This window comes from Ascidiimonas meishanensis (genome assembly GCF_037782385.1).
Lineage (GTDB): Bacteria > Bacteroidota > Bacteroidia > Flavobacteriales > Flavobacteriaceae > Ascidiimonas > Ascidiimonas meishanensis.
In genome coordinates this window covers 53,078-65,610 of sequence record NZ_JBBEXD010000002.1, presented here as the reverse complement: position 1 = coordinate 65,610, position 12,533 = coordinate 53,078, and the positions used below count along the sequence as shown (strand labels likewise).

Sequence of the window (12,533 nt, the reverse complement as noted above, 5' to 3'; positions counted from 1 at the left end):
ATTTAAAAACGCTTCTCCAATTACAGAATTAAATATATATTATACCTTGTAGCAATTTCTTTTTTTAAATTTTTAATCTCTTAAATATTCTAGATGAAACGTTCTCTATTCTACATTTTTCTCTTACTTTTTTTAATTATAGGCTGTAAAGAAAAGGTAACAGAAGAAATGCTGGAGCCACAAACCTTAGATCCTATTGAATATTCTCTGGATAAAAATGCCGATTTTTTTCTAGAGAATCCAGAGATCAATGCTATAGCTATTGGGGTCTATAAAGATGGTAAAACCTACTCCCGCTATTACGGAGAAATGGATAAAGGACAAAAAAGAGCGCCAAATGATACTACGCTTTTTGAAATAGCCTCTGTGACCAAGACTTTTACGGGCATGCTTACTGCACAGGCGGTTTTAGAAGGAAAATTAAATCTAGAAGCCGACATTAGAGACTACTTAGAAGGGTCACATCCCAATTTAGAGTATCAAGGGCAACCTATTAAAATAAGAGATTTACTTACTCATACAAGTGGTATTACCCGAGATTTCTCGCCTGTATTAACCAAGTTATTCTCTTTAAAGGCTACCAAAGAAGAAAAAAATGCCATTGCGGCTTATGATAGCGCTAAGTTGATGGAAGACTTACAAAAATTCTCATTAGATACGCTACCGGGGAAACGCTATGACTATTCTCCTGTGATTGCCCCAGAATTTTTAGCAATGGCTCTTGAAAAGGTATATCAAAAATCATATCATACACTTTTAAAAGACCACATCTTAAGCAAAGCAGCAATGGAAGATGCTACCATACAATTAAGTCATTCAGATTCTATAAATCTTATTAATTCATATACCGATAATGGGACATTGGTACAGTCTCTACCTCTTTCTTTATCAGGTGCAGGATATGGATTAAAAGCAACCGTACCAGATCTATTAAAATACATTCAGTATGTATTAGATGACAAAAACCCTGTTGTGAAAGAAATGAAAAAACCATTATTTCTTGATGAAGAAGAAGGAGATGCATACGGTTATTTTTGGCAATTAGATGGGGAAGATTTTATGCATAATGGTGGAACCAATGGAAGCACCAACTGGCTAATAATTTTACCTAAATATAACAGCGGTTTTACGGTGCTCTTCAATTCTAACGGCAAAACTTCTGGCAGACTTATTAATCAAATCGCTAATAGAATATATGATGATCTGGAAAATTATCCTAAAATGAATCCTTATTTTGAGGTGCGCAAAGCGGTTCTTGCAAACACAGAAAAAGGCATTATCTTTTATCAACAATTAAAAAAAGAGCGATTCTCTGAGTTTGATTTTGAAGAAGAAGGGATGTTAAACAGATTGGGGTACGAACTTCTTGGGGAAAAACGACTGGAAGATGCGATTAAAATCTTTAGCCTTCTTGTGGCAGAGTTTCCGGAAGCCTTTAACCCATACGATAGTCTTGGAGAAGCCTATTACATGAATCAACAGTATGAGTTAGCCATCAAAAACTATCAAAAATCTTTGCGGCTAAACCCTGAAAACAAAAATGCAGAAAAAATGATTGAGAAAATTAAAGAAGAAAGTAATAACTAGCGCATATCTTAGTATAAAATATTTTAGTCTTGCAATGAGACTAAAGTTTAAAAGGATGCTCATATGTCATACTTTAGTACTCTATCAAAAAATATACTGATCTCTCATGATTGATAAATTAATTCCCATTTTCACTCCGCTTCTAAAGTTATCTGAGCTTTTTATAAAGAAAACTGAATTAAAAAAGCAGGAGCGGTTACAATTGTTAGAGGCACTCTCAATTGCTTCTATGGAAACCAAAAAAGCATTTATCCAGATTAAACGCAACCATACGGTTCCTGTTGAAAAACAATATGAAATTGCCGAATTATGGAGAAAGGCGTTCGTAATTATTAGCGATAAACATCCGGAAGAAGCCTATTTATTGATGGGGAAATCTGATTCATGGTTAACTCCAGAATTCTGGAAAAATAATGAAGAAGAAATGAAAAAGATAGAAGCTAACCTCAACACTGTAGATGAATTAATTACTACTATAAGATAGCTTCAAATGTATAGAGAAGCAACCGTTTTAAGAATTTGAAACAATAGAAGTACTTCAAAAACATACCCATAACCTCTATTACAAGCTATAGGCTTATTCCGCTTACCTAATAAAAAATCAAAAAGCAAGCCATAAAAATTTGGTGGTTAACCCACAAGCAATTTAGAAAGTGATCTCGTATCTTTAAATTAAAGATTTTTTTCATGAAAAAGAAAAGTATCAAATCGCTTCAACTAAATAAGAAATCAGTAGCTAATTTAAATATTAACGGGGGTAATTCAGAAACAGACATTCAGGAACTTACCTTGCAACGCACTATTTGCCTCTTTTGTGTAACTAACATTACTTGCCCTAGTTGGCAAACCTGTGGTGCTACCCAATGTGATATCTGTCAGGCGTGATTATAAACTAATGAATTTAAAACCTCTACTTATGAAAAAGAAAAGTATCAAAACACTAAGGTTAAATAAGAAATCTATCTCCTATTTAGATATTAGGGGAGGGGGTCCAACAAGCAATATAATGCATAATACAGACCATATTGGCTCTTGTGAAGGAACCTGTGCTTCTGGAGAGTGTGCTACTGCGCTGGGAACAGTTTGTAATAATACACAAACTATATGTGGTGCTTATTGCACAGTAAGTTCTGGGTGAAAATCATTTAAATAAAAGAAAGTGAGCAGCCCGCATAAATATGGTGGTAAACCCACCCGCGGTTTCCATTCATCTTAAATACTTTTGAGTAAGCCTTAAATATTATTTAAAATGAAAAAGAAAAGTCTAAAATTATCCTTAAACAAAGAGTTTATTTCAAATCTTCAAGCGAAGTCAATTCTAGGTGGACGACAATTGATTGCTGCAGCATCTGAAATTGATGGACCAGGATGCATGTCAGATAATGGGTGTACTACCGGTCCAGATGAGACTATGACTTGCGGAAATTGGTCATGCGCGTGTAATTATTAACAGGTAAGTATATTCATAATCCAAAAGCCATTCTCTATTCTATGAATGGCTTTTTAGTTAGCTAAATCTCTACATAATCTTGTACATTAATTATTCCTCAAAACGTACAGACTCCGTTAACCATTTTAGTGTTTCTTCATCCTAATTAAACTGCTCTTTCCCAAAGAAAACACATCTGTACCTTTTATTCCTACTACAAGCAGGCTTTAGAAAGCCTCTATAAAAGCAATGTATTCTGTTTTTATTGTCATTTGTATTATTACGTTTATCTTTATTGGAGTGAAAATGAAAATAAATTAATACAATCCAGATAATTTTTTTTCTGAATGGATAGACAGGAGCTAGCAGATCTTATTTCGGATGATCGCCTCAGGCTAAAAACTCTTTACGACAAGTACAGAACTCCCTTTATTAATTTTGGCAGTAAGTACGCATTAAATGAGCATGCCTTAAGTGATGTGTATCAAGAAGCATTTATTGCCCTATACAAGAAAGGCATCAACGGAAAGCTTGACAACATCAGCAACAGTATGCAAACCTATCTTTTTGGGATTGGGAAGTTTATGATCTATGATACCCTTAAAAAAAATAGCCGCCAGCGGTCTTTAGAATCTCTATTACTAGATGGAGATACTACCCAAGAGAAATCTTCCGGCATGGCTTCTCTTACCGAAGAACAAAAATTACTTCACTCCTTTTTCAAAAAATCAGCAACAGAATGCCAACAACTGTTAGTGTTATTTTATTACAGAGGTCTCACAATTGAAGAAATTGTGGAACACAATGGTTATAAAAATACAGAAACTGTAAGCGTGCAAAAAGCCAACTGCCTTCAATCACTTAGGCAACTCATAAAACCGGAAGATCATGAATATGATTTGCTGATTCAAAAACACCTTAAAAAGAAGCTGAATGAGCAAGAGCAAAGCACCTTTGATGCTTTGCTGGCAAGCAATGCCGATTTTAAAAAAGAGGTCGCTTTTTTGGAAGACTTTTACAAAATAGCAGAAGTACAGGCCGAAGCAAATCTTCGCAGCATGCTAAATGAATTTGAAGCTATACATCAACCTTATAAAAAATCTAGTAAGGTCTTGTGGTATGTTGCTGCATCTATATTGGTGTTGCTTGCAATGGCATATTTCTTTACCATTATGCAACCCGTTAGTTCTGAAAATCTTTTTGCTGATAGTTTTACCCCTTATAAAAATGTAGTACACCCCATAGCAAGGGGAGCACAGGTATTAGATCAAAAAACCAAAGCATTTAGCACGTATGATAATAGAGACTATGAGGAAGCTGCTACTCGTTTTACAGCCTTGTATAACCAAACCAAAGAACCTTATTATCTTTTTTATCAGGCAAATGCATTAATTGCCAATAATGAAATAAACCAAGCAATTCCTTTGCTTAAAAAACATCTGAAAACCAATGATCCCCTTAAAGAAAAAACACCTTGGTACCTGGCTATGTCTTATTTAAAATTACAGGATACTGAAAATGCAAAAAAGTATTTACAGTTGGTTTTAGATCAAAAAAAGTATGGTTATAAGGAAGCAGAAGAATTATTAAAGTCATTATAATAGCGTTATTGAAAGAAAAGTGAGAATCGTATATTTGAATTGATTTATCAATAAATATCCGTAAATTCGATTAGATGTATGAAGTTTTTGCTATTTCTCGGGCTAGGGAGTTTAAAAAAATAACATCCTATAAACTATCAATAGAGACCTATTTTGAAGAGCTATCAATGGATAATAAATAAAATGATACGTCAGATAAAATAACATAAAGAGTGCCAAAAAGTTTAGTTTTCAAAAAACCTAAACTAAGTAAGTAAACGTACTTATAATAAATTATCAATATTTAATTACTTATGATACACAAACACATTTCTCATACCTTAGAAGAAGTAGCCAAACAGTTTTCTTTTTTTTTATATGAACTTACCTTTGGTGATAAAGACACACATATAGCCTTGTCTGGTGGAAGCACTCCTAAAGTAATATTTGATGTACTTGCATCTGATTTTGCTGACAAAATTAATTGGAAAAAAGTGCATTTGTATTGGGGTGATGAGCGATGTGTACCTCCCACAGATGAAGATAGTAATTATAAAATGACCGTAAATCATTTGTTATCTAAAATTGATATTCCTGAAGAAAATATCCATCGTATTGAAGGAGAGAATATACCGCAAATGGAAGCATATAGGTATGGAGAATTACTACAGGAAAAGCTTCCGAACGCCAATGGCATTCCTCAATTTGATCTGATCATTTTAGGAATTGGAGAAGATGGCCATACGGCTTCTATTTTTCCACATGAAATCAATATATGGGACTCGTATGAATATTGTGATGTAGCTAGTCATCCAAAAAGTGGACAAAAACGAATTACGATTACTGGGCAAGTCATCAACAATGCCAAAGCAGTTGCTTTTCTGGCGACTGGATTCCATAAAGCCAATAAAGTAAAAGCTATTTTAAAGAAAGAGGAAGGCTCAGAGCAATATCCTGCAAGCCTAGTAGATCCTACCCATGGTGAAATACATTGGTTTTTAGATGAACCAGCCGCAGGAGGCATTTAATAGCAATCTAACAAGAGTTGAGGCTCTTTATGTGGTAAGAAAGGTGTTTTGTATAGAGGTAATTTAAAAATAGTGATTTTTAAAATAAAACGATCAAAATAAGGGCGTCTCAAACCAGTTCTTACACCGCCTGTTAACAAAGCACACAAAACCCAGGATCATCTGCTAGATTTTCACTAGGGTTTCGCCACATTCCTATTCCATCAATCAACTCATCTGCGTTCGCAGGACCCCATACTCCAGCTGAATATCCATACAATTTGGCTTCTTCATCTTGCTGCCAGTAGTTCAAAATAGGGTCTACAAATTCCCATGCAGCTTCTACCTCATCTGCTCTTGCGTAAAGGGTAGCATCTCCTTGCATAGCATCTAGCAGCAAACGCTCATAAGCTTCCATTACTTTGGTTTCTGCCAAATTCGCATAGTAAAAATCCATATTAGCACGTTCCACTACAAAACCTTGTCCAGGCACTTTCACACCAAACTTTATAAGAATACCTTCATCTGGTTGAATGCGAATAATAAGTTTGTTCTCCTTGCTGCCTAAGCCAGAATCTTTAAAAATATGGTGATGTGGTGATTTAAAATGAATCACTACCTCTGTTACTTTCGTAGGCATTCGTTTTGCCGTCCGCACATAAAAGGGGACATCTGCCCAGCGCCAATTATCTACAAAAAACTTCACCGCCGCATAGGTTTCTGTGGTAGATAAAGGATCTACCCCTTCTTCTTCCCTATACCCATGAAGCGTTTTTCCATCTACTACCGAGGAGATATATTGACCACGTATGGTATGATCTCTAAGTACTCTTGGGTCTTTCATAATTCGTAAAGACTTTAACGCTTTTACTTTTTCATTACGTATTTCTTCTGCTCCATTTGAAATAGGCGGTTCCATCACCACCAAAGAAACAATCTGTAGCAAATGATTCTGAAACATATCTCGTAAGGCTCCAGATCTCTCATAATAACCCCCTCGTTTTTCAACCCCTCCGCTCTCTGCATTGGTAATCTCTACATGGTGAATATAGTTACGATTCCACAAAGGCTCAAAAATACTATTCGCGAAACGGGTCACTAGTAAATTCTGAACCGTTTCTTTTCCTAAATAATGGTCAATTCTATAAATTTGAGATTCCTTAAAATATTGATGTAGCCCCTTGTTTAACTGCTGCGCACTTGCTAAACTATATCCAAAAGGCTTTTCTACAATGAGCCGTTTCCAGCCTTTTTCATTGGAAGCTAAACCTTGATCATGAATATTTTTGGCAATAGCCTCATACAAACTAGGTGGTGTAGACAAATAGAAAATATAATTCTCCCCCGTTTGGTATTGCTGGTTGAGTTCAGCAATCCGTTTTGCCAGATGTGAATAGTTGGTGTCATATTTTTTTCCCAGATCCAGATAAAAGATTTGATCTGCAAATTTCTGAATCCCTTCTGCCGTTTCATCTTTTGTTTTTTCTTGCAAATAAGTGCTTTCTAACACCACTCGTTTTCTAAAATCGGTATCAGATAAATCAGATCTACTAGCTCCTAGCACTACAAAATGCTCAGGTAAATATCCGCTTTTATACAAATTGTAAAGAGCTGGTGCGAGTTTCCGGGCGGTAAGGTCGCCGGAAGCACCAAATATAATGAGCATTTGAGGATCTGTTTGAGCCATACGTTTTGTTTGTGTGAATTACCAAATGATATTTTCAAATCTACAGGAGTTTATCATGCAAATCAAGTGAAAAACAGATATTTTCATTTATTTTTGAGATTAAGGAAGAATCAAAGATATTATGAATAAGAAATACGATTTTGGATTGATAGGACTCGGTGTTATGGGTCGTAATTTTATACTCAATGTAGCAGATAATGGTTTTAGTGCCTTTGGGAACGACCTTGATGAAGAGAAAGTACAAGCATTGCAAAAAGAAGGAGGCGATCTTCAAAAAGTAAATGCCAGTGCAGACGTTGCTGCTTTTGTAAAAGCGCTCTCAATCCCCCGAAAGATCATGCTATTAGTACCTGCCGGAAAGATTGTAGACAAAGTGATTGAAGGACTTATTCCGCATTTAGATGAAGGAGATATCTTGATTGATGGCGGTAATTCTTTTTATACAGATACAGATCGCAGAGAAGCCTACCTCAAAGAAAAGGGCTTTTACTTTTTTGGTGCCGGAGTTTCTGGTGGTGCCAAAGGAGCCAGAAGAGGACCTAGTATTATGCCTGGTGGTTCTAAAGAAGCCTATCAATATGTAAAACCTGTTTTTGAGGCCGTTGCTGCCAAATACCAAGGAGATCCCTGTGTTGCCTATCTAGGGCCAAAATCTTCTGGTAACTATGTAAAGATGGTACATAATGGTATTGAGTACGGACTTATGCAGCTCACTTCTGAAATTTATGATGTACTAAAAAAAGGCGGACAACTTACCAATGATGAGCTGCATCAAACCTATAAAACATGGAATGAAGGCAGACTGCAATCCTTTCTGGTAGAAATCACCTCTGAGATCTTTAAACAGGAAGACGAGCTGGGTGACGGTAGGTTAATAGATAAAATATTAGATAAAGCCAAACAAAAAGGCACCGGAAAATGGACGTCTCAAAACGCAATGGATCTGGGCATTCCAGTTCCTAGTATTGATATTGCTGTAAGCATGCGGGAAATCTCCGCACTCAAAGACGAGCGGGTACAAGCAGATGCCTTGTATGGCAGGCCCAAAGTGAAAGCAATGGAAAAAGGCAAAATCTCCGCACTGGCAGAAGAAGCATTATATTTCTCCTTTATTATTACCTATGCACAAGGCTTGCATCAATTAGCAGATGCTTCCAATGAATATGGGTATGAATTAGATTTAGCCGTTATTGCTAAAATTTGGCGTGCGGGTTGCATTATTCGTGCAGGATTATTGGCAGACATTACAGATGCTTTTAATACCGACAAAAAACTACCCAACCTCTTGTTAGCTCCTGCTTTTGTAGAAAAAGTACAAAGCACTGTTGGTGCGGCAAGGCAACTAGTAGCATACGGCGTTACCAATGGCATCCCTTTACCAGGTCTTTCTAATTCTTTACAATACTTTGATGCATATATTTCTAGTAGACTCCCGCTAAATCTTATTCAAGCACAGCGAGATTACTTTGGTTCACATACCTATGAAAGACTAGATAAAGAAGGTACTTTTCATACGGAGTGGGAGGGATAAAGTATTAGAAAAATTATTTTAGAAATTATTTTTGATAAAGAAATAGAGAAATGGTCTAAAATAAATAAGAGAACCCTATACATTATATACGCTTAAATATAAACTATACTTTACAATATTTGTGTTTTTTCTACAGAAAGAATCCATCTTTCATCAGACGGCACTCATGAATTTGTTCTGTTTCCATATTCATATTAGACGTATTTTTATAAGGCATTTAAAACAATCCATTTCTCTAATGCTAGTAAATCATATCTAATCTCATGAAAAAACTCAGTATTTTACTATTTTTCATCCTATTGATAAGCTGTAAGAACAAAGATCTAAAAAAAGAGATTCAAGAAAATCTTCCAGCGGCCATCAAAGAAACAGAACCTATATTAGTAGCTTCTTTTGAAGGGCAACAGGTAACCGGAGTCACTGTAACCAAAGAAGGGCAGCTCTTTGCTAATTTCCCTAGATGGCGAGAAGGTGTTAGACATTCTGTTGTTGAAGTGGGAGCAGGTGAGACTAGGCCATACCCTAATGAATCCTGGAACAACTGGAAACTAGGAGATACCCTTCAAGATTCTGTATTTGTAGCCGTGCAATCTGTAGTTGCTTCTAACCATAAATTATATGTGTTAGATACCCGTAACCCACTATTTCAAGGGGTGCAAGGTGCACCAAGGGTATTTACCTTTGACTTGTATACTAATACCTTAGAACGTACTTATGTATTTTCAGAAGAAAGTTTTCACTCAGATTCTTATATCAATGATTTACGTATTGATGTTGCCCATAAACACGCCTATTTCACAGATTCTGGCCATGCAGGGCTAGTTATTTTAGACCTTGAATCTGGCAAAACCAAAAGAGTACTGGACAACCATACTTCTACATTGGCAGAAACCAACCAATTGATAATTGACGGAAAACCATGGAAAAATACCGTTCACTCTGATGGAATTGCCTTAGATACAGAAAATGGCTTACTATATTACCATGCATTAACCGGATATAATCTATATGCCGTGCCTGTAAAAACCTTATTGGAAGGAACAGACCAAGAAATTGAAAAAAGTGTGCAATTGATTCAAAAAACACCTGCACCAGACGGGATGATCTTTGATGCTAAGGGCAACCTTTACCTTGCAGATTTAGAGCAGCATAAAATTCTATCCTTAGATACTTCTGGGAATCTTAATGTTATTGCATCAGGTGAGAATGTGCGTTGGGTAGATACCTTTAGCATCTACAATGGAGAATTGTACTATACCAATTCTCGTATTCATGAAGCAAAGGCAAATGTGAGTGACCTTACGTTTACTATTTACAAAGTGAATATAAATTAGTACCTTTAAAAAGCTTCATAAAAACATACCGTTTAAAACCATATTATATGCTAAAAAAAACCTTAATCACCTTTGGGGTAATTCTTACCCTATTGATGTCTTGTACCTCAGAAGAAAAATTTGTCACTACTATTGCCTCTCCAAATGAATCCAATCAAATTGAGTTTTATTTGTCTGATGAAGGTGCTCCTAATTATCTGGTAAAACACGGTAATGAAATTGTGATTGATACTTCTGCCATGAGTTTTGATTTTAAAGACCAACCGCCGCTTAAGAAGGGCTTAAAGCTAATTGGTTACCATATAAATACCGTAGATGAAACCTGGGAAATGCCTTGGGGTGAACAAAGAGACGTAAAAAACAACTATAACGAATTGGTGTTGGAATTAGAGGAAGCAGAAGCACCTAAACGAAAATTCAACATTTACTTTAAAACGTATGATGATGGTATTGGATTTAGATATGAATTTTTACCTCAACAAGGAGTAGACAGCCTTATAATTACAGATGAGCATACAGAGTTTCAGCTTACAGAAGACCATACAACATGGTGGATTCCTGGCGATTGGGATATCTATGAGCATTTGTACCAAACCACTAAAGTATCAGAAATTGATGCACTAGCCCTAAGGAACCATTCCAACTTATCAGCTACCTACATTCCAGAAAATGCAGTTAACACTCCGGTAACTATGAGGGCAGCTAACGGAGTCCATTTGAGTTTTCACGAAGCCAACCTAACGGATTATGCAGGGATGACGCTAAAAGTAGATACCACTACACTTAAGCTTACTAGTGCGTTAGTGGGATCTGAAATAACGGGCTACAAAGTAAAACGTGCGCTTCCTTTTAAAACTCCATGGAGAACTATTCAAATTGCAGATAAGGCTACAGCGCTTATAGACTCTAAACTTATTGTTAATTTAAATGAACCCAACAAACTAGGCGACGTAAGCTGGTTTACTCCTATGAAATATGTAGGAATCTGGTGGGAAATGCATACAGACAAAGCTACTTGGGATTATGGGATGACGATGAATGAAGAGGGAAAATGGGAAGATACCGGGAAAGCGCATGGTAAGCATGGTGCAACTACAGAAAACACCAAACGTTATATAGATTTTGCAGCCGCAAATGGTTTCAAAGGAGTTTTAGTAGAAGGATGGAATACTGGTTGGGAACGCTGGATTGGTTTTGATGACCGGGAAGGGGTTTTTGACTTTGTAACACCTTACCCGGATTATGATCTAGAAGAAGTAGTAAATTATGGAAGAGAAAAAGGAGTAGAAATTATTATGCACCACGAAACTTCTGCCACGCCACGTACCTATGAAAAACAGTTAGATACAGCCTTTAGTGTAATGAAGAAATACGGAATACATTCTGTAAAAACAGGATATGTAGGGCCTATTATTCCGGCTGGAGAGCACCATCATGGTCAATGGATGGTAAACCATTACAGAAAAGTATTAGAAATTGGAGCAGCCAATGAGGCAGGTATTAATGCACACGAGCCTATTAAAGCAACCGGATTAAGACGTACCTACCCTAATGCTATTTCAAGAGAAGGATTGCGAGGGCAAGAGTTTAATGCATGGGCAGCAGATGGAGGCAACCCGCCAGAGCATCTACCCATTGTAGCCTTTACTAGAATGTTAGCGGGTCCTATTGATTTCACACCAGGGGTATTTGAAATTTCTCTCCCTACTAAAGAAAATAACCAGATCAATACCACTATTGCCCACCAACTAGCGCTTTATGTTGTGATTTATAGTCCTATTCAAATGGCATGCGACTTACCAGAAAACTATGAAAACCAACCTGCACTTCAATTCATAAGAGATGTAGGCGTAGATTGGGAACAAACAATAGTTCTCAATGGAGAAATTGGTGATTTTGTAACCATTGCAAGAGAAGAAAAAGAAACAGGGAATTGGTTTGTAGGTGGTATTACTGATGAAAATGAAAGAGAACTTACTATTGATTTCTCTTTTCTACCAGAAGGAAAAACCTTTGAAGCAGCTATTTATACAGATGGTGAAGGCGCACACTATAAAGACAACCCAACATCCATTAGTATAGAAAGTGCAGAAATTAAAAAGGGTGATTCCCAAACGTTTAAATTAGCAGCCGGCGGTGGGTTTGCTATTAGTTTAAAAGTAAAGAAGTAAGAATTTTAAAATTTAATAGACCTCATCTTAATAAGAAGTGCAAGCTAAAACTTGTATTTAAAAAAAACCTCTATTAGAATTGATAGAGGTTTTTTTAACTTGCACAGTTTGTGGGATACTCTCTTTTAAATCTTTCACAATCCGATAAGTAGAAGCGTTGGTGTTTATAACAATACTTTGGCAAGCTTAAGCGACTAAATTCCTCTT

Annotated in this window: 10 protein-coding genes; 9 read left to right on the top strand and 1 reads right to left on the bottom strand. The window is 36.3% G+C overall.

The genetic code is table 11. The features are described from left to right. The first annotated feature begins 93 nt into the window (after positions 1–93). From WBG07_RS04765 to pgl, 6 genes are all read left to right on the top strand, one after another. Positions 94–1,587, top strand: coding sequence for a serine hydrolase (locus tag WBG07_RS04765; RefSeq protein ID WP_340199373.1), 1,494 nt, complete (start codon positions 94–96; stop codon positions 1,585–1,587). Between the two features lie 106 nt (positions 1,588–1,693). After that, entirely contained in the window at positions 1,694–2,071 is a 378-nt protein-coding gene (locus WBG07_RS04760; RefSeq protein WP_340199372.1) for a hypothetical protein, read from the top strand. Between the two features lie 203 nt (positions 2,072–2,274). Further along, the gene (locus tag WBG07_RS04755) at positions 2,275–2,472 is read left to right on the top strand and encodes a hypothetical protein (RefSeq protein WP_340199371.1); all 198 of its coding nucleotides are present in this window, start codon (positions 2,275–2,277) and stop codon (positions 2,470–2,472) included. 31 nt (positions 2,473–2,503) lie between these two features. Continuing rightward, positions 2,504–2,725 (top strand): hypothetical protein, encoded by a 222-nt coding sequence (locus tag WBG07_RS04750; RefSeq protein WP_340199370.1) that lies wholly within the window; start codon positions 2,504–2,506, stop codon positions 2,723–2,725. A 638-nt stretch (positions 2,726–3,363) separates the two neighbouring features. Beyond that, the gene (locus tag WBG07_RS04745) at positions 3,364–4,617 is read left to right on the top strand and encodes a sigma-70 family RNA polymerase sigma factor (RefSeq protein ID WP_340199369.1); all 1,254 of its coding nucleotides are present in this window, start codon (positions 3,364–3,366) and stop codon (positions 4,615–4,617) included. Positions 4,618–4,910: 293 nt separating this feature from the next. Further along, positions 4,911–5,624: a 6-phosphogluconolactonase gene (gene pgl, locus WBG07_RS04740; protein ID WP_340199368.1), complete on the top strand. Its 714-nt coding sequence runs from the start codon at positions 4,911–4,913 to the stop codon at positions 5,622–5,624. A 133-nt stretch (positions 5,625–5,757) separates the two neighbouring features. Here the strand turns inward: pgl and zwf are convergent, their stop codons facing one another. After that, positions 5,758–7,290, bottom strand: a complete 1,533-nt coding sequence (gene zwf, locus WBG07_RS04735) for a glucose-6-phosphate dehydrogenase (RefSeq protein ID WP_340199367.1) — start codon at positions 7,288–7,290, stop codon at positions 5,758–5,760. Positions 7,291–7,411: 121 nt separating this feature from the next. Here zwf and gndA point away from each other — a divergent pair, with 121 nt between their 5' ends. The 3 genes from gndA to WBG07_RS04720 all read left to right on the top strand — a co-directional run bounded on the left by gndA (position 7,412) and on the right by WBG07_RS04720 (position 12,326). Then, the gene (gndA, locus tag WBG07_RS04730; protein ID WP_340199366.1) at positions 7,412–8,821 is read left to right on the top strand and encodes an NADP-dependent phosphogluconate dehydrogenase; all 1,410 of its coding nucleotides are present in this window, start codon (positions 7,412–7,414) and stop codon (positions 8,819–8,821) included. Between the two features lie 263 nt (positions 8,822–9,084). Next, complete coding sequence (locus WBG07_RS04725) at positions 9,085–10,155, top strand: L-dopachrome tautomerase-related protein (protein ID WP_340199365.1); 1,071 nt, start codon at positions 9,085–9,087, stop codon at positions 10,153–10,155. 47 nt (positions 10,156–10,202) lie between these two features. After that, positions 10,203–12,326 (top strand): glycoside hydrolase family 97 protein, encoded by a 2,124-nt coding sequence (locus WBG07_RS04720; protein WP_340199364.1) that lies wholly within the window; start codon positions 10,203–10,205, stop codon positions 12,324–12,326. Positions 12,327–12,533 lie beyond the last annotated feature (207 nt).